This is a genomic window from [Enterobacter] lignolyticus SCF1, from assembly GCF_000164865.1.
Lineage (GTDB): Bacteria > Pseudomonadota > Gammaproteobacteria > Enterobacterales > Enterobacteriaceae > Enterobacter_B > Enterobacter_B lignolyticus.
The window spans coordinates 4,238,788-4,255,866 of record NC_014618.1 but is presented as its reverse complement, the minus strand read 5'-3'; the positions used below and the strand labels follow the sequence as shown (position 1 = coordinate 4,255,866).

Genomic DNA, 17,079 nt, shown 5'->3' with positions numbered 1-17,079 from the left:
CGGCGTATTGTACGAGATTGCGCATTAGCGCCGGACAACCTGTTTTTGATAGCGTACCGGGGTAATGCCGTAGCGGCGGGTGAAGGCGCGGGTCAGGTGGGACTGATCGACCAGGCCGGTAGCCGCAGCGACTTCGGCGGCGGGCATACCGCGGGTGAGGAACGCTTTGGCGCGCCACAGACGAATCGCCATCAGCATCTGGTGCGGCGTGGCGTGGTACTGGGCCTTAAACTGGCGCTGAAAATGCCAGGGGCTGAGCGACGCCACGCCCGCCAGCTCGTCGAGGGTTAGCGCGCGCATATAGTTATCGTGCAGATAGTCCCGCACGCGCGCAAAGCGGTGTGCGGCTTCAGCGCGCTGCTGAGCATGGCGGGCGAACGGACGAAAGGTGTCGATAAGATCCAGCAGCAGCCCTTTCTGCGCCAGCGGGTCGTCGGTATTCCATAGCCCGTAGATCAGCTGGCAAAGCTGCCCGCTGCGCGCCGCGTCCCGGCGCATGACGTCGCTGAACCACCAGTGGCGGGTGCCCGTCACCTCTTCGAGGAGGTCAGGCTCCAGATAAACCATGCGGTAGCGCCAGCCGTCAGCGGTCTCCGCCTCGCCGGTATGAAGTTCGTCGGGGTTCATGGTGATGACCGAGCAGGCCGGGGCGACGTACTGCGTGCCGCGATAGCGAAAGCGCTCGGCGCCAAGCTCAATCGCGCCGATGCCGAACGCCTCGTGGGTGTGCGGTTCAAAGGCGTAACGGGAAATATGGGCGTGATAAAGCTCCACCCCCGGCAGATGCTCCAGATGGCGGAAGCTTGCGCAATCTCTTTCGTCAATAAACTGCTCTGGAACGCCCTGCACCGGTCACCTCCCGCGGGTAGCCTTCACATTATCGAAGATGACCCGCGGGTCCGCCACAAAAATAACCGTTACAGAATGGTGCGGACGCTGTCGGCAAGCGCGGTGGTTGGGCGGCCAATCAGGGCGCTCAGGGTATGGCTGTCGTCGAACAGCCCGCCTTTGGCGGCGCCGGTATCGGAATCCGCCAGCATATCGGCAAGCCCGGCGGGCAGGCCCACGCCCTTCAGGGCGGCGGCAAAATCCGCTTCGCTCAGGTTCTGATAGACCACCGGCTTACCGCTTTGTTTGCTGAGCTCCGCCGCCAGCTCGCTGAGCGTCCAGCCGCGATCGCCCGCCAGCTCATACACCTTACCGGCGTGACCCTCTTCGCCCACCACCCGCGCCGCGGCTTGCGCATAGTCATCGCGGGTCGCCGAGGCGATTTTCCCGTCCTTCGCCGCGCCGATAAACACGCCGTGTTCAATGGCCGACGGCGCGCTGGCGAGGTAGTTTTCGGTGTACCAGCCGTTGCGCAGCAGCGCATGGGCGATACCGGATGCCGCCAGCATTTTTTCCGTTTCCACGTGCTCGACGTGCAGACCAAGCGGGGAGGTATCCGCATGCAGCAGGCTGGTATAGGCGATGAATTTGACGCCTGCCGCTTTCGCCGCATTGATGACGTTGCGGTGCTGCGCCGCGCGCTGCCCGACCTCGCTTGAAGAGATGAGCAGGAGTTTATCCACGCCGCCGAGCGCCGCGGTCAGCGCCGCCTCATCGCGATAGTCGGCCTGGCGAACCTGAACGCCCTGTTCGCTAAGCGCCTGGGCTTTCGCCGGATTGCGGACAATGGCGACGATAGTCTTCGCCGGATGGGTTTTCAGCAGGTGGTGAATGACGAGCTGGCCAAGCTGGCCGGTAGCGCCGGTAATCGCGATCATGGGATGACTCCTTCGTGTTTGTCTGATGTTGTGCTACGCTATCACCTTAACTAACTTTTAGTAAGTACGTACAAAAAGGTAAGTATGAGTATGGCCAATCCGACCCTGAGCGAACAGATGCGCGACGGCAACCTGTTCGCCGAACAGTGCCCCTCGCGGGACGTGCTGAAGCATGTGACCAGCCGCTGGGGCGTGCTGATCCTCGTGGCGCTCCGCGACGGTACGCACCGCTTTAGCGATCTGCGGCGTAAAATGGGCGGCGTCAGTGAAAAGATGCTGGCGCAGTCGCTGCAGGCGCTGGAGCAGGATGGCTTTATCGACCGGGTCTCTTACCCGGTGGTGCCGCCGCATGTGGAGTATAGCCTGACGCCGCTTGGCGAGCAGGTGAGTGAGAAGGTGACCGCGCTGGCCGACTGGATTGAGCTGAACCTGCCGCAGGTGCTGGCGAATCGCGAGCAGCGCGAAGGCAGTATGGCCTGAGAAAACGGGCCGGGCAGGCGATAGCCCCCCGGCCTGCATTTATTTGCTTAAATCCACCTGATATACCGCAAAGCCAATCTCGTCCTGACCGACATTTTTCATCGGATACTGCGCTTTTTCTTTAATAAACGCGGCGGCCTTTGCCGACGGCGAGGTTTCAAAGCGCACGTCCAGCGGCTGGGCGCTGTGGATTGGTGCCAGGCGCCAGTTATTGTCCGCCGCCGGGTGGATAGCGCCCGCTTTCTTCGACTGTTCGGCAATCCACGCCGCCAGCACCGCACGGTTTTCATCCGGCGAGGCAAAGGCGATATGGCTGTCGCCGGTGCCGGCAAACTTGCCGCCGTAGGCGCGGTAGTTGTTGGTCGCCACGAGGAACGTGGCCTGAGGATCGACAGGTTTGCCGTTAAAGGTCAGCTGTTTAATACGCTCCGCCTGCGGGTTCACCATCTGGCATTCGCCGTCGTAGCGGGCAGGCTGGCTGACGTCTATCTGGTAATTGACCCCGTCGATAATATCGAAGTTATAGGTCCGGAAACCGTCCCAGTTGATCAGCGACTGCGGCTTACCGCTGTTCGGGTCTATCTGGTTAAACTGCCCGGCCGAGCATTCGAGCCACTCCTTCACCTCTTTACCGCTGGCCTTCACGACCACCAGGGTGTTCGGATACAGGTAGAGATCGGCGGCATTGCGGAAGGTGAGCTGGCCTTTTTCCACTTCCACGTAGCTTGCCGGGTCGTTCTTACGTCCGCCGACCTTAAACGGCGCCGCTGCGGAGAGCACCGGCAGGTTTGCAAGGTCCGGATCGCCCTGAATAAAATGCTCCACATAGGCTTTCTGCGCCATATTCACCACCTGGACCGTCGGGTCGTCCTGCACCAGCGCCAGGTAGCTGTACATATTATCCGACGATCTGCCGACAGGCTTGCTGACGAAGGCGCGGGTAGCGTCATGGCTGGTTTTAAGGATCTTCACCAGCTTCTCATCTTCCGCCGCCAGCGATTTCTTCGCCGCGGTATCGTAGATCGGGCGCGCCTCGGCTTTTGACTGCGCCACCTGCCATTTGCCGCCGTCATCGTTCAGCACCAGGTCGACCACGCCAAGGTGATCGCCCCACATGCCCGGCATCACCGAGGGTACGCCGTTGAGGGTGCCTTTTTCGATATCAGCCCCCTTGATGCTGGCGAAGTCTTTGCCCGGGAAGACCGCGTGCGCATGGCCGAACAGGATGGCGTCCACGCCCGGCACCTGGCTCAGGTAATAAACGGAGTTTTCCGCCATCGTCTGATAAGGGTCGGCGGAAAGCCCGGAGTGGGCGACTACCACCACCAGGTCAGCGCCTTTTTCGCGCATCTGCGGGACGTACTTACGGACGGTTTCGGTGATGTCGTTAACCGTCGCTTTGCCGCTCAGATTGGCTTTATCCCAGGTCATTATCTGCGGCGGCACCACGCCGATATAGCCTATCTTCAGCGTTTGCGTTTGACCCTGCCGATCGACGACCCGGGTCTCCTTAATCAGGTAAGGCGTGAACATCGGCTGGCCGGTTCTGGCGTCAATGATGTTGGCGTTGACGTACGGGAACTTCGCGCCGGACAGCGCCTTGCGCAGGAAGTCGAGGCCGTAGTTGAACTCGTGGTTGCCGAGGTTGCCCACCGCGTAGTCGAGGGTGTTCATGGCCTGGTAAACCGGATGGATTTCACCTTTTTTTAGTCCCTTGTGCGCCATATAATCGCCGAGCGGGCTGCCCTGAATCAGGTCACCGTTATCCACCAGCACGCTGTTTTTCACCTCCTGGCGAGCGGCGTTGATCAGGCTGGCGGTACGCACCAGACCGAATTTTTCCGTAGCGCTGTCTTTGTAATAGTCAAAATCCATCATGTTGCTATGCAGGTCGGTGGTTTCCATGATGCGGAGATCTACCGTCGCGGCCTGCACGCTGGCGGCGATCAGCGTGGCCAGGAGCGTTGCGCTAAACTTAATCATCAGAGGCGTCCTTTTATCGATCGGGTGCACAAAAGAAAAAAGTGTATACATCCTGTTGCTTACAGAAGTGTGAAGCATGACAGAAATTGATGGCGGGAAATCGCTAATGCTTCACAGATAGCGGAATTGACCGCGATAGGATATAAATAAAACAACGAGTTAACGCCACTGCCATCAACAGCGAGGTGGAGAATGCTAGAACATGTATGTCAGCTTGCACGGAGCGCGGGCGATGCCATTATGCAGGTCTACGATGGAGCAACGCCAATGGATGTCGCCAGCAAGGCTGACGATTCTCCGGTAACCGCCGCAGATATCGCCGCGCATAAGGTGATTGTGGCCGGGTTAAAGGCGCTGACGCCGGATATTCCGGTGCTTTCCGAAGAGGATCCTCCTGGCTGGGAGGTGCGTCAGCACTGGCAGCAGTACTGGCTGGTGGACCCCCTGGACGGGACAAAAGAGTTTATCAAGCGCAATGGCGAATTTACCGTCAATATCGCCCTGATTGATAAGGGAAAACCGGTGCTCGGCGTTGTGTATGCGCCGGTGATGAAGATGATGTACAGCGCCCATGAGGGCAAAGCGTGGAAAGAAGAGTGCGGCATACGTAAGCAGATTCGGGTGCGCGACGCCCGCCCGCCGCTGGTGGTGATAAGCCGCTCCCACGCCGATAACGAGCTTAAAGAGTACCTCCAGCAGCTGGGAGACCACCAGACGACGTCGATAGGCTCATCGCTGAAGTTCTGCCTGGTGGCGGAAGGGCAGGCCCAGCTGTACCCGCGTTTTGGGCCGACCAACGTCTGGGACACCGCGGCGGGGCATGCCGTGGCGGTAGCGGCCGGGGCGCATGTTCACGACTGGCAGGGAAGAACCCTTGACTATACGCCGCGTGAATCCTTCCTGAACCCCGGTTTTCGGGTGTCGATTTACTGAGTCGCGAGCAGTGGGCTATCGCTCTTCAGCCTCGTGCTGGGGAGCGGGAGGCGTTTCTGCATCCAGATAAGCCGAGGGCGCAGCTGGCACCCCCATCCGGCGTTCGCTCCACGCCACCAGTAGGAATGTTATGACGCTAACCAGTGAACCGGCAATGATGGCCATAATGCCATATGGCTCGCCGGCCAGCTGCCATCCCAGCCCCGCCAGAGCGCCAAAGATAATCGACCACAGACCCGCTTTTGGGGTTGCGCCTTCCCACAGCAGGCCGAAGAGATAGGCGGCAAAAGGTCCGGTGGCGCGTAATGTAAAGGCGAATATTAGCAGACCGATGATCTCTCCGCTCCATAACGAGATAAGGATGGAGAGAACGCCAACCACCAATACGACCCAGCGGCTCATTTCCAGGGAGCGTGTTGCTTCTGTTGTCTGAAAATATTGTTCATGAATATCTTTTACATAGATGCTGGCTGCCCCTAGCAGGTCGCCAGATGCGCTGGACAGCGTTGCGGAAATGACCGCAGAGAGTAATAAGCCGGAGACTAACGGTGGCAATAAATTCACTGAAACGGTCGCTAGCGCATTATTGGGTTCAATATCAGGAAACGCCGCCAGCGCGATCAGCCCAAGCATGGCGGGTATAAAGGCGTATATCGCCATAAATAAGCTGCATAGCAGAGAGCCGCCGATCGCGACCCGTTCATTACGTGCTGAGTAGTAGCGTTGTACGGCTTCTTGTCCGGTGGAAAAGGTCATAAAGTACATGACGGTCAAACCAATAATTGTTTTCCAGCCCAGGCGGGTAATATCAAACTGGGTGTCAGGGATATGAGTGACGACAAAATTCCAGCCTCCGTCCAGTACGGAAAGCGAAACCGGAATTGCGATAGCGAAGCCAAAAATAATCAAAAAGAACTGTACGAAATCCGTCAGCGTTACGCTCCACATGCCGCCAATCCAGGTGTAAAACACGACAACGACACCAGAAATAATAATAGCGTAACGGGTATCAAATCCGGTGAGTACGTGGACAATGGTAGCGGTTGCGGTAATTTGCGCTGCACCTAGCGCCACTAATGCTAATAAAGAGAGACAGGTTGTGATGAGGTAACTACTTCGACCATATCGCCGGCCAATAATTTCCGGAACGGTTGTCGCCATTGTGCGGCGCATATAGGGTGCAATAAACGATACCAGGAAAATACCCAAACCTGTCGCGACCACATACCAGCCGGCGGATAGCCCCAGGCGCCATAGGCTTTAGCCGCGACGCCTACTGAGCTACCGCCGCCGATCTCTGTTGCCGCCAGCGTCCCTGCCAGCATGACTGGACCAAGTCGTCGTCCGGCGAGATGATAATCTTCAGCATTTTTTATTTTTGTTTTCGCATATAATCCAATACCAATCATCGCTAACATATATAATACGATAATGATATATATAATTGTCCTGTGTTCCATTGTTTTCTCCTTTTACGATGAAAACAATGTTTGTTCAATTCTCATGCCAGTAAATTAAGATGACATGAAAAAATAAACGAGAAATTAGTCACGCTTTTTAGCTCATAATGATAAAAAATCACTCATATTGATAATGATATTCTCAAGTTAATGGTGATGGGGCGGGGTACGGGTTGCCGTCATTTTTTCTATAATTGCAAGGTAATAGCGTACGCCGAAAATAAATGCTTGTTCATCGGGGTCAAAGCAGGCGTGGTGTAATGGATAATTATGACGGTCGGGGTAGCCAACGCCGAGCCAGGCAAAACAGATCGGCGCAATCGCCCGGTATTCGGAAAAATCCTCCCCAACGCACATTGCTTGCGTCGCCTGAATTGTATTATCCTGGCCGAAAATCGTCGCTGCAGCGTCTAATGCTTGTCGGCTCAACGTTTCATCATTGATGATTGCGCTGTAATCCCAGGCATCAAAGTGAATGTCTCCCTGGCAATGCCAGGATTGCGCGGTCATTTGACAGACGCGCCGCAGGGCCGCTTTCACCGTTTCACGGACTTCTGTTGTATAAGAACGAACGGTACCACATAACGTTGCGCTATCAGGCAGGCGTGCTGTAGTGCCGTCGCCGCTTTTCAGGCTGCATACAGAGATAACCGCCATTTCGCGCGGGTCCACTTCCCTGGACACAATAGACTGAATCTGACTCACTATCGCGGCGCTTGCGACCAGCGGATCGTGACACTGGTGCGGCATGGCGCTGTGGCCCCCCTGTCCTTGTATGGTCATGTGAAACGTATCGCGATTGGCGGTAGCAATGCCGGGTTTTATCGTGATTTTCCCACAAGGCAAATCGGGCTGAACATGCAGGGCAAAAAAGCAGGATACGTTATCTAACAGGCCGGACTCCACAAGCGCTTTTGCCCCACCCGGCGACATCTCTTCTCCGCACTGAAAAATAAACCACACCTCGCCTGCCAGCGACTCCTGGCGTTCACATAGTGCTTTTATCGTACCCATCAGCATGGCGCTGTGGGCATCATGTCCACAGGCGTGCATCGTATTGTACTGATACGCCTTAAAAAGGCTGTCACTTTGTTCTTGTAAGGGAAGCGCGTCAATATCTGCCCGCAAACCGATGACCGGACCCGGTAAGGAACCCTGAAGACGCGCAATCACCCCTGTCGGCGACGGCTGGTACAGCGTTAGTGCGGGAAAAGCCTGAAGCTCGGTAATAAGATACGCCGTCGTTTGATATTCCTGGTGAGAAAGCTCAGCACGCTGATGCAATGCCCTGCGCCACTGAATTACCTGTTGAGCTATTAGATGGTCTTGCATTTATCTGTTGTTATCCACACGAGTGAAAAACAATGGAGTCTGCAAAAGATGATCCAGGATTCACGCTATTACACAGAACCCTGGTTTTTAATCTGTTCTATGGCATCAGCAGCTTATGCAGCAGGGCGATCACCTGCTGCACCTCGGCCTTGGTCAGGGCGCCGTCTTTGACCCACTCGACTTTCCCGTCTTTATCCAGCACCACAATCGCTGAGCTTCCCTCATCAAGCTGCCACGCTTTACGCGCCAGCCCGTCGCTGTCGACGATAAACTGCGACCAGGGGAAGAGCTTTTTATTGCTCTCGATGCTGTTGCGGACAAACATGCTGGTGCCGGGAATGGCGTCGTCGGTGTTGACTATCGTGGTGGTCTGATAGCGGTCATGCGGGAATTTGGCCGCTTTGATCGCCTCAATCAGGTTGGCGTTTTTCTCTTTTGCTGACGTTCGCCCGGCAATATGTTGCACAACTCGCACTTTGCCAGGCAACTGCGCGCTGTTCCAGTTTTTGTAGCTAAACTTATCGTTATCCAGATTGAGCTCGCCGCGATCGGCAATACCGACAGGCGGCACGCGCTGGCCGGTTTCAAGGTTATGAGCGGAGGCCATCAGCGGCATTAGCAGGCATGAGATCGCCATCAGCTTACGTAGGGTCATGGTGTTTCCTTATTTTATGCAGGTGATCCGACCACTTGGTCCGTTTTAATCATAAGTGCGAATTATCGTCTTTACCCGCAATCGCGATGCCACTTTGCGGGCGAACGCACATATCCACGGAAAAATGAAGACTTATACTGCCTTTAGCGTATGTCTGAAACGAAAATTCTGAATTACTGTCATCAAAAGGTAAATAAACTTATACATACTGGGTAACTCAGTAGTTCTGGACTATAGTTTTAGTGCGTTAATTTTTGCGCCCCGGAACGTTGGACCGAATGTGGTACCGCAAGGGCGTAAGATGTTAAGCAGGAGACAACAATGAAAATTTTCCAACGCTACAACCCGCTTCAGGTGGCGAAGTACGTGAAGATCCTGTTCCGTGGACGGTTATACATCAAGGACGTGGGCGCTTTTGAGTTTGATAAGGGGAAAATCCTTATCCCGAAAGTGAAGGATAAGCAGCATCTGTCTGTGATGTCCGAGGTCAACCGTCAGGTTATGCGTCTGCAGACTGAGATGGCATAACCAACAACGTGCTATGCAGTAACCGTAAAAAAAAACGGCTCCCCATCGGGAGCCGTTAACGTTTTCAGAACGCGGGATTATGCCGCGCCCTTTTTCTCTTCTGCATCAGGCAGTTTCGGCGTCAGCAGCGTCGGTTTGCTGTCAATGCGCGTCACCAGCAGCTGGTCGATGCGGTAGTTGTCGATATCCACCACTTCGAACTTGTAGCCCGAAAACTTCACCGAGTCGGTGCGTTTAGGGATCTTGCGCAGCATAAACATCATAAAGCCGCCGATGGTCTCGTAGTTGCCGGACTGCGGGAACTCGTCGATATCCAGCACGCGCATCACGTCGTCGATGGGGGTACCGCCATCGATAAGCCATGAGTTTTCATCGCGCGCGACGATCTGCTCTTCCAGCCCTTGGCCGACCAGGTCGCCCATCAGGGTGGTCATTACGTCGTTCAGCGTGATGATACCGACGACCAGCGCGTATTCGTTCATGATAACTGCGAAGTCTTCCCCGGCGGTTTTAAAGCTTTCCAGCGCTTCGGAGAGCGTCAGGGTGTCCGGCACGATAAGCGTATTGCGGATCTGCACGCCGCCGGTCAGCGCCATGCTCTGATTCGCCAGCACTCGGTTGAGCAGATCTTTTGAGTCGACGTAGCCGATGATGTGGTCAATATCTTCGTTGCACACCAGGAACTTCGAGTGCGGATGTTCCGCCACTTTGTTCTTCAGGCTCTGCTCGTCTTCGTGCAGGTCGAACCAGACGATATTTTCACGCGGCGTCATTGACGACGGCACGGTGCGCGATTCCAGCTCGAACACGTTTTCAATCAGCTCATGCTCCTGCTTACGCAGCACGCCCGCCAGCGCGCCCGCTTCCACCACGGCGTAGATATCGTCGGAGGTGATGTCGTCCTTACGCACCATCGGCAGCTTGAAGGCACGGAAAATCAGGTTCGCCATGCCGTTGAAAAACCAGACCAGCGGGCGGAACACGAACAGGCAGAAGCGCATCGGGTTGATGATACGCAAAGCCACGGCTTCTGGCGCAATCATACCGATGCGTTTCGGGGTGAGGTCGGCAATCAGAATGAACAGACCGGTGACCAGCGCAAAGGAGAAAATAAAGCTCAGCTGCTCCGCCAGTTCGGCAGACATGTAGTTGATGAGAACGCCGTGGAACGCCGGCGAAAACGCCGCATCGCCGACGATACCGCCGAGAATAGCGACCGCGTTGAGGCCAATCTGCACCACGGTGAAGAACATGCCCGGGTTTTCCTGCATTTTCAGCACGCGCTGCGCATTCTCATTGCCTTCATCGGCAAGCAGTTTCAGTTTGATCTTACGTGAGGCGGCAAGCGAGATTTCTGATATTGAGAAAAATGCGCTGACGCCGATGAGACAGAGTATTACTAAAATACTGTTTAACATATCTTCTCTGGCTGTTGTGGCCAGATCCTCGGAAGGGATAATTGATTAATTGTGTGAGAACACTAAAAAACCGGTCCGAGGCGCTGGACCGGCGATTTCGGGGATTATTATAGCGTAAGGAACTGTAAACCTGCCAGCAGGTTAACTTTTTAGCGTTTCAGCCCTGTTCCGGCGGCAGGCACACGCCAATACCGCCAATTCCGCAGTATCCGTACGGGTTTTTGTGCAGATACTGCTGGTGATCGTCCTCGGCGTAATAGAACGGCTTCGCGGGCGCAATTTCGGTGGTGATGGCGCGCGCGTCGCCGCTGGCGCGCATCGCATTCTGAAAGCGTGCAAGGCTTTCTCTGGCGGCGAGGTCCTGTTCCGGCGTCAGCGGATAAATCGCTGAGCGGTACTGCGTACCGCGATCGTTGCCCTGACGCATACCCTGCGCCGGATCGTGGTTTTCCCAGAACAGATGCAGCAATTTTTCGTAGCCGATCACGTTTGGATCATATACCACGCGCACCGCTTCGGCATGACCGGTTTCTCCGGTACATACTTCACGGTAGGTGGGGTTTGGCGTATAGCCGCCGGTATAGCCTGCGGCGGTGCTGTACACGCCCGGCTGTTGCCAGAACAAACGTTCCACGCCCCAGAAGCAGCCCATCGCGAACAGCGCCACTTCCATCCCCTCCGGGATGTGGGTCATGGAGTGTTCGTTCACGGCATGTAGCGTGGCGACGGGCATTGGCGTGTTGCGCCCTGGCAGCGCATCAGACGCTGAAATCGTCTGTTTTTTATCAAATAAGCCCACGATGTGGCCTCCGGTCTGCGGAAATTGTGGTTAAGGTTGTCATGTTGCGCGTCTTTTAACACAATAAATACGACGAATATGTATTGAGTTATATATAAAACATAAGAAATATTTGAACAGAAGTTGCTTTTTCAACCACAGCTGTTGAGTTTATGTTAAGCCAAGGTTCGGCATTTGTGTTTCCGGTGGGGTGGAAACAAGGATATTTGGGAGAAAACGTGCCACAAATTCGCCAGTTATGTTGGGCCAGTTTACTGTTGGTCAGCGGGGTTGCCGGAGCGGCAGACATCCGTTTACAGGTCGAGGGGCTCTCGGGCGAGCTGGAAAAAAACGTCCGCGCTCAGCTGTCGACCATTCAAAGCGACGAAGTGACACCCGATCGCCGTTTCCGTGCGCGTGTCGATGACGCCATTCGGGAAGGGCTAAAAGCGCTGGGTTATTATGAGCCCACCATTGATTTTGATCTGAAGCCGCCGCCGGCTAAAGGGCGCCAGGTGCTGGTCGTGCATGTCACGCCGGGGATACCCATAAAAATTGGCGGCACCGATGTCATTTTACGCGGCGGCGCGCGCGACGATCGTGACTATCTTGCCCTCCTGAAGCAGCGTCCGGCCATCGGCACCGTGCTAAACCAGGGCGATTACGACCATTTCAAAAGCGAACTGTCCGGCATCTCGCTGCGCAAAGGGTATTTCGACAGTGAGTTCAAAAAGAGCCAGCTCGGCATCTCGCTCGACCGGCACCAGGCGTTCTGGGATATCGACTACGACAGCGGCCAGCGCTATCGCTTTGGCGACGTCACCTTCGAAGGCTCGCAGATTCAGGATCAGTACCTGCAAAATCTTGTGCCCTTTAAAACGGGCGACTATTACACGTCCGCCGATCTGGCGGAGCTGAACCGCCGCCTGTCGGCAACCGGCTGGTTTAACTCGGTAGTGGTGGCGCCGGAATTCGATAAAGCGCATGACACCAAGGTGCTGCCGCTGCACGGCGTGATGTCTCCGCGCACCGAAAACACCATTGAGACCGGGGTGGGGTATTCCACCGATGTGGGGCCGCGGGTTAAAGCCTCGTGGAAAAAGCCGTGGATGAACTCTTACGGCCACAGCCTGAGTACCGACATCAGCCTGTCGGGGCCGGAGCAGCAGTTCGATTTCACCTATAAAATGCCGCTGCTGAAAAACCCGCTGGAGCAGTATTACCTGGTGCAGGGCGGCTTTAAGCGCACCGATTTAAACGACACCAAGTCAGACTCCACCACGCTTGGCGCATCCCGCTACTGGGATCTTTCCAGCGGCTGGCAGCGCGCCATTAACCTGCGCTGGAGCCTCGACCACTTTACCCAGGCTAACGTCACCAACACCACCATGCTGCTGTATCCCGGGGTGATGGTCAGCCGCACCCGCTCGCGCGGCGGCCTGATGCCGACCTGGGGCGACTCCCAGCGCTATTCGGTGGACTACTCGAACACCGCCTGGGGTTCCGATGTGGACTTTATTGTCGCTCAGGCGCAGAACACCTGGATTCGCACCCTCTACGATAAGCACCGCTTCGTTATTCGCGGCAACCTGGGCTGGATTGAGACCGGGGATTTCGACAAAGTGCCGCCGGACCTGCGCTTCTTCGCCGGTGGTGACCGCAGTATCCGCGGCTATAAGTACAAATCCATTTCGCCAAAAGACAGCAGCGGCAAGCTGACCGGCGCCTCGAAGCTGGCGACCGGCTCGCTGGAATACCAGTACAACGTGAGCGGCAAGTGGTGGGGCGCGGTATTTGTCGACAGCGGCGAAGCGGTGGACGATTTCCGCAACAGCGATTTCAAGACCGGCGCGGGCGTTGGCGTGCGCTGGGCGTCGCCCATCGGGCCGGTGAAATTCGATATCGCGGCGCCGGTTGGCGATAAAGAGGTGCACGGTTTGCAGTTTTACATCGGTCTGGGGCCTGAATTATGAGTTTATGGAAGAAGATAAGCCTCGGCGTACTGGCGTTTATCGTCCTGCTGTTGGGCATCGTCGCCTTTTTGATCGGCACCTCCTCGGGCCTGCATCTGCTGTTTAAGGCCGCCGACCGCTGGGTGCCGGGGCTGTCCATCGGCCAGGTGAGCGGCGGCTGGAAAGATTTAACCCTCAAGGATCTGCGCTATACGCAGCCGGGCGTCGCGGTCAATACCGGGCAGTTTCATCTGGCGGTAAAAACGCAGTGCCTGTGGAAAAGCAGCCTGTGCGTTGACGACATTTCGCTCAAGGATGTGAACGTCGTCATCGACAGCAAAAAGATGCCGCCGTCGGCGCCGGTTGCCGAGACCAACAGCGGGCCGCTGAATTTGTCTACGCCGTATCCGATTGTCCTGAGCCGGGTGGCGCTTGATAACGTCAACGTCAGGATTGATAGCACCACGGTGTCGGTGATGGATTTCTCCACCGGCCTGCGCTGGCAGGAGAAGAACCTGACGCTGACGCCCACCGCGCTGCAGGGGCTGCTGATTGCGCTGCCGAAGGCGGCGAGCGTGGCGCAGGAGCAGGTCGTTGAGCCGAAGATTGCGCATCCGCAGCCGCAGGAAAAAACGCTCGGCGAGACGATGAAAGATCTGTTCTCAAAGCCGGTGCTGCCGGAAATGGCCGATGTCCATCTGCCGCTAAACCTGAATATCGAGGCGTTTCGCGGCGAGCAGCTGCGCCTGACCGGCGATAGCGACCTGACGGTGTACAAGATGCTGCTGAAGGTGAGCAGCATTGATGGCGACATGAAGCTCGACGCGCTGGATATCGACTCAAGCCAGGGGAGCGTGAACGCCAGCGGCACGGCGACGCTGAAGGACAGCTGGCCGGTAAACCTGACGCTGAACAGCACCCTGAATATCGATCCGCTGAAGGGCGAAAAGATCGGCATGAAGGTCGGCGGCGAGGTGCGCAATCGGCTGGATGTCGGCATTAATCTGTCCGGGCCGGTGGATGTCGCTCTGCGGGCGCAGGCCGAACTGGCGCAGGCGGGGCTGCCGCTCAGCCTCGAGGTCACCAGCAAGCAGCTGTACTGGCCGTTTACCGGCGAAAAACAGTTTCAGGCCGATAATCTGGCGCTCAAGCTGAGCGGCAAAATGACCGACTACACCCTGGCGTTTGCGGCCGCGGTGAAGGGGCAGGGCGTTCCGCCCGCGACCATCACGCTGGATGCGAAAGGCAATGAGCAGCAACTGAACCTCGATAAGCTCACCGTCGCGGCGTTGGAAGGGAAAACCGAGCTGAAGGCGCTGCTCGACTGGCAGCAGGCCATCAGCTGGCGCGGCGAGCTGACGCTGAACGGCATCAATACCGGCAAAGAGATTCCGGACTGGCCGTCGAAGCTCAATGGCCTGATCAAAACCCGCGGCAGCCTCTACGGCGGCAGCTGGCAGGTCGACGTTCCGGAAATCAAGCTGACCGGCAACGTGAAGCAGAACAAGGTCAACGTCGAGGGGGCGCTGAAGGGCAACAGCTACCTGCAGTGGACGATCCCCGGGCTGCACCTGGAGCTTGGGCGCAACAGCGCCGACGTGAAAGGGGAGCTTGGCGCTAAAGATCTTAACCTCGACGCCGCCATTGACGCGCCAAACCTCGACAACGCCCTGCCGGGGCTGGGCGGTACGGCGAAGGGGCTTATTAAGGTCCGCGGCACCGTGGACGCCCCGCAGCTGCTGGCGGATATCACCGCGCGCGGGCTGCGCTGGCAAGAGCTCTCGGTCGCCCAGGTACGGGTTAACGGCGATATCAAATCCACCGACCAGATCGCCGGGAACCTCGACGTTCGCGTCGAGCGCATCGCGCAGCCGGGCGTCAACATCGGCCTGGTGACCCTCAACGCCAAAGGCAGCGAGGCGCAGCATCAGCTGCAGCTGCGCATTCAGGGCGAGCCGGTATCCGGCCAGCTCGATCTTGCCGGTAGCTTCTCGCGTAAGGAGGAGCGCTGGAAGGGGGCGCTCAGCAATACCCGATTCCAGACGCCGGTCGGGCCGTGGTCGCTCAACCGTCCTATCGCCCTGGACTACCGCAACCTTGAGAAGAAAATCAGCATTGGGCCGCACTGCTGGAACAACCCGAACGCGGAGCTGTGCGTGCCGCAGACCATTGACGCGGGCGCCGAAGGTCGCGCGGTGGTGAACCTCAACCGTTTCGACCTGGCGATGGTGAAACCGTTCCTGCCGGAAGCGACCCAGGCCAGCGGCGTCTTCAGCGGCAACGCGGATGTGAGCTGGGATACCCGCAAACCGGGCCTGCCGCAGGGGAAAGTGACGCTCTCCGGGCACAACGTGAAGGTGACGCAGACGGTGAACGATGCGCCGCTGCCGGTGGCTTTCGACACGCTCAACCTCAGCGCAGACCTGCATAACAACCGCGCGGAGCTCGGCTGGCTTATCCGCCTGAGCAACAACGGCCAGCTCGATGGCCAGCTGCAGGTGACCGACCCGCAGGGCCGCCGCAGCCTGGGCGGCAACGTCAATATCCGCAACTTCTCGCTGGCGATGATAAACCCTGTCTTCTCCCGCGGTGAAAAGGCGGCCGGTACGCTGAGCGCTAACCTGCGCTTGGGCGGCGACGTTCAGAGCCCGCAGATGTTCGGCCAGATGCAGCTCAACGGCATCGATGTGGACGGCAACTTTATGCCGTTCGACATGCAGCCAAGCCAGATTGCCATGACCTTTAACGGGACGCGCTCGACGCTGCAGGGCGTGGTGCGAACCAAACAGGGGCAAATTAACCTCAGCGGCGACGCCGACTGGAGCCAGCTCAACAACTGGCGGGCGCGGGTGGCGGCCAAAGGCAGCCGGGTGCGGATCACCGTTCCGCCGATGGTGCGCCTGGACGTGTCGCCGGACGTGGTCTTTACCGCCACGCCGAGCCTGTTCACGCTGGATGGCAACGTGGATATTCCCTGGGCGCGAATTGTGGTGCATGATGTGCCGGAAAGCGCGGTCGGCGTCTCCAGCGACGTGGTGATGCTGGATAAAAATCTCAAGCCCATCCATACGCAGAGCGCGCCGATTCCGATCAACAGCAACCTGACGATTCACGTCGGCAACAACGTGCGTCTGGAGGCCTTTGGGCTGAAGGCGCGCCTGACGGGCGACCTGAAGGTGGCGCAGGATAAGCAGGGTCTGGGGCTGAACGGACAAATCAATATTCCGGAAGGGCGTTTCCACGCCTATGGTCAGGATCTGATTGTGCGTAAAGGGATCCTGCTGTTCTCCGGCCCGCCGGATCAGCCGCTGTTGAATATCGAAGCGATCCGCAACCCGGACGCGACGGAAAACGACGTGATCGCCGGCGTACGCGTCACCGGCACCGCCGATCAGCCGAAAGCGGAGATCTTCTCTGACCCGGCGATGTCGCAGCAGGAAGCGCTTTCCTACCTGCTTCGCGGCCAGGGGCTCGACAGCCAGCAGGGCGATGGCGCCGCGATGACCTCAATGCTTGTTGGCCTGGGGGTTGCACAAAGTGGGCAGGTTGTGGGTAAAATCGGCGAGACGTTTGGCGTAAGCAATCTGGCGCTGGACACCCAGGGGGTCGGTGACTCCTCGCAGGTGGTGGTCAGCGGCTATGTACTGCCGGGTCTGCAGGTGAAGTATGGCGTGGGTATTTTTGACTCACTGGCAACGCTCACGCTACGCTACCGCCTGATGCCTAAGCTATATCTGGAAGCGGTGTCTGGTATCGACCAGGCACTCGATTTGCTCTATCAGTTTGAGTTTTAG

At 57.3% G+C, this 17,079-nt stretch carries 14 protein-coding genes; 5 read left to right on the top strand and 9 right to left on the bottom strand.

The genetic code is table 11. The annotated features are described in order from the left end of the window. Nucleotides 1-24 precede the first annotated feature (24 nt). On the bottom strand, nucleotides 25-849 hold the full coding sequence (locus tag ENTCL_RS19730) for an AraC family transcriptional regulator (RefSeq protein WP_013367911.1): 825 nt from the start codon (nucleotides 847-849) through the stop codon (nucleotides 25-27). 68 nt (nucleotides 850-917) lie between these two features. Continuing rightward, nucleotides 918-1,766, bottom strand: coding sequence for an SDR family oxidoreductase (locus ENTCL_RS19725; protein ID WP_013367910.1), 849 nt, complete (start codon nucleotides 1,764-1,766; stop codon nucleotides 918-920). Nucleotides 1,767-1,850: 84 nt separating this feature from the next. On the opposite strand from ENTCL_RS19725, the gene ENTCL_RS19720 reads away from it, so the two are divergent. Continuing rightward, nucleotides 1,851-2,246, top strand: coding sequence for a winged helix-turn-helix transcriptional regulator (locus ENTCL_RS19720; RefSeq protein ID WP_013367909.1), 396 nt, complete (start codon nucleotides 1,851-1,853; stop codon nucleotides 2,244-2,246). Between the two features lie 39 nt (nucleotides 2,247-2,285). Here the strand turns inward: ENTCL_RS19720 and ENTCL_RS19715 are convergent, their stop codons facing one another. Further along, the gene (locus ENTCL_RS19715; RefSeq protein WP_013367908.1) at nucleotides 2,286-4,229 is read right to left on the bottom strand and encodes a bifunctional 2',3'-cyclic-nucleotide 2'-phosphodiesterase/3'-nucleotidase; all 1,944 of its coding nucleotides are present in this window, start codon (nucleotides 4,227-4,229) and stop codon (nucleotides 2,286-2,288) included. A 192-nt stretch (nucleotides 4,230-4,421) separates the two neighbouring features. On the opposite strand from ENTCL_RS19715, the gene cysQ reads away from it, so the two are divergent. Next, a complete protein-coding gene (cysQ, locus tag ENTCL_RS19710; RefSeq protein ID WP_013367907.1) occupies nucleotides 4,422-5,162 on the top strand; it encodes a 3'(2'),5'-bisphosphate nucleotidase CysQ in 741 nt (246 codons plus the stop codon). Between the two features lie 15 nt (nucleotides 5,163-5,177). On the opposite strand, the gene ENTCL_RS19705 is transcribed toward cysQ, so the two are convergent. The 4 genes from ENTCL_RS19705 to ENTCL_RS19695 form a co-directional block, all read right to left on the bottom strand. Further along, on the bottom strand, nucleotides 5,178-6,347 hold the full coding sequence (locus tag ENTCL_RS19705) for a sodium:solute symporter family protein (RefSeq protein ID WP_238981830.1): 1,170 nt from the start codon (nucleotides 6,345-6,347) through the stop codon (nucleotides 5,178-5,180). Further along, entirely contained in the window at nucleotides 6,242-6,622 is a 381-nt protein-coding gene (locus tag ENTCL_RS23990; RefSeq protein ID WP_238981834.1) for a hypothetical protein, read from the bottom strand. The genes ENTCL_RS19705 and ENTCL_RS23990 overlap by 106 nt, the downstream gene beginning before the upstream one ends. A 147-nt stretch (nucleotides 6,623-6,769) precedes the next feature. Further along, nucleotides 6,770-7,954: a M20 metallopeptidase family protein gene (locus ENTCL_RS19700; RefSeq protein WP_013367906.1), complete on the bottom strand. Its 1,185-nt coding sequence runs from the start codon at nucleotides 7,952-7,954 to the stop codon at nucleotides 6,770-6,772. Between the two features lie 97 nt (nucleotides 7,955-8,051). Next, entirely contained in the window at nucleotides 8,052-8,609 is a 558-nt protein-coding gene (locus ENTCL_RS19695) for a YtfJ family protein (protein ID WP_013367905.1), read from the bottom strand. Nucleotides 8,610-8,930: 321 nt separating this feature from the next. Here ENTCL_RS19695 and ENTCL_RS19690 point away from each other — a divergent pair, with 321 nt between their 5' ends. After that, nucleotides 8,931-9,137: a DUF1107 domain-containing protein gene (locus ENTCL_RS19690; protein ID WP_003856054.1), complete on the top strand. Its 207-nt coding sequence runs from the start codon at nucleotides 8,931-8,933 to the stop codon at nucleotides 9,135-9,137. Nucleotides 9,138-9,214: 77 nt separating this feature from the next. On the opposite strand, the gene paeA is transcribed toward ENTCL_RS19690, so the two are convergent. Together paeA and msrA are read right to left on the bottom strand one after the other, a co-directional pair. Further along, complete coding sequence (gene paeA / locus ENTCL_RS19685) at nucleotides 9,215-10,555, bottom strand: polyamine export protein PaeA (protein ID WP_013367904.1); 1,341 nt, start codon at nucleotides 10,553-10,555, stop codon at nucleotides 9,215-9,217. Nucleotides 10,556-10,712: 157 nt separating this feature from the next. Next, a complete protein-coding gene (gene msrA, locus ENTCL_RS19680) occupies nucleotides 10,713-11,354 on the bottom strand; it encodes a peptide-methionine (S)-S-oxide reductase MsrA (RefSeq protein WP_013367903.1) in 642 nt (213 codons plus the stop codon). Nucleotides 11,355-11,572: 218 nt separating this feature from the next. Here msrA and tamA point away from each other — a divergent pair, with 218 nt between their 5' ends. Further along, nucleotides 11,573-13,306, top strand: a complete 1,734-nt coding sequence (gene tamA / locus ENTCL_RS19675) for an autotransporter assembly complex protein TamA (protein WP_013367902.1) — start codon at nucleotides 11,573-11,575, stop codon at nucleotides 13,304-13,306. After that, nucleotides 13,303-17,079, top strand: a complete 3,777-nt coding sequence (tamB, locus tag ENTCL_RS19670; RefSeq protein WP_013367901.1) for an autotransporter assembly complex protein TamB — start codon at nucleotides 13,303-13,305, stop codon at nucleotides 17,077-17,079. Before tamA ends, tamB begins: the two co-directional genes overlap by 4 nt.

What these genes read in the sequence shown, in the direction of transcription:
- paeA (WP_013367904.1), bottom strand. Translation starts at nt 10,555, where the DNA reads ATGTTAAACAGTATTTTAGTAATACTCTGTCTCATCGGCGTCAGCGCA.
- ENTCL_RS19695 (WP_013367905.1), bottom strand. Translation starts at nt 8,609, where the DNA reads ATGACCCTACGTAAGCTGATGGCGATCTCATGCCTGCTAATGCCGCTG.
- ENTCL_RS19715 (WP_013367908.1), bottom strand. Translation starts at nt 4,229, where the DNA reads ATGATTAAGTTTAGCGCAACGCTCCTGGCCACGCTGATCGCCGCCAGC.
- ENTCL_RS19690 (WP_003856054.1), top strand. Translation starts at nt 8,931, where the DNA reads ATGAAAATTTTCCAACGCTACAACCCGCTTCAGGTGGCGAAGTACGTG.
- ENTCL_RS19700 (WP_013367906.1), bottom strand. Translation starts at nt 7,954, where the DNA reads ATGCAAGACCATCTAATAGCTCAACAGGTAATTCAGTGGCGCAGGGCA.
- cysQ (WP_013367907.1), top strand. Translation starts at nt 4,422, where the DNA reads ATGCTAGAACATGTATGTCAGCTTGCACGGAGCGCGGGCGATGCCATT.
- tamB (WP_013367901.1), top strand. Translation starts at nt 13,303, where the DNA reads ATGAGTTTATGGAAGAAGATAAGCCTCGGCGTACTGGCGTTTATCGTC.
- ENTCL_RS19725 (WP_013367910.1), bottom strand. Translation starts at nt 1,766, where the DNA reads ATGATCGCGATTACCGGCGCTACCGGCCAGCTTGGCCAGCTCGTCATT.
- ENTCL_RS23990 (WP_238981834.1), bottom strand. Translation starts at nt 6,622, where the DNA reads ATGGAACACAGGACAATTATATATATCATTATCGTATTATATATGTTA.
- ENTCL_RS19720 (WP_013367909.1), top strand. Translation starts at nt 1,851, where the DNA reads ATGAGTATGGCCAATCCGACCCTGAGCGAACAGATGCGCGACGGCAAC.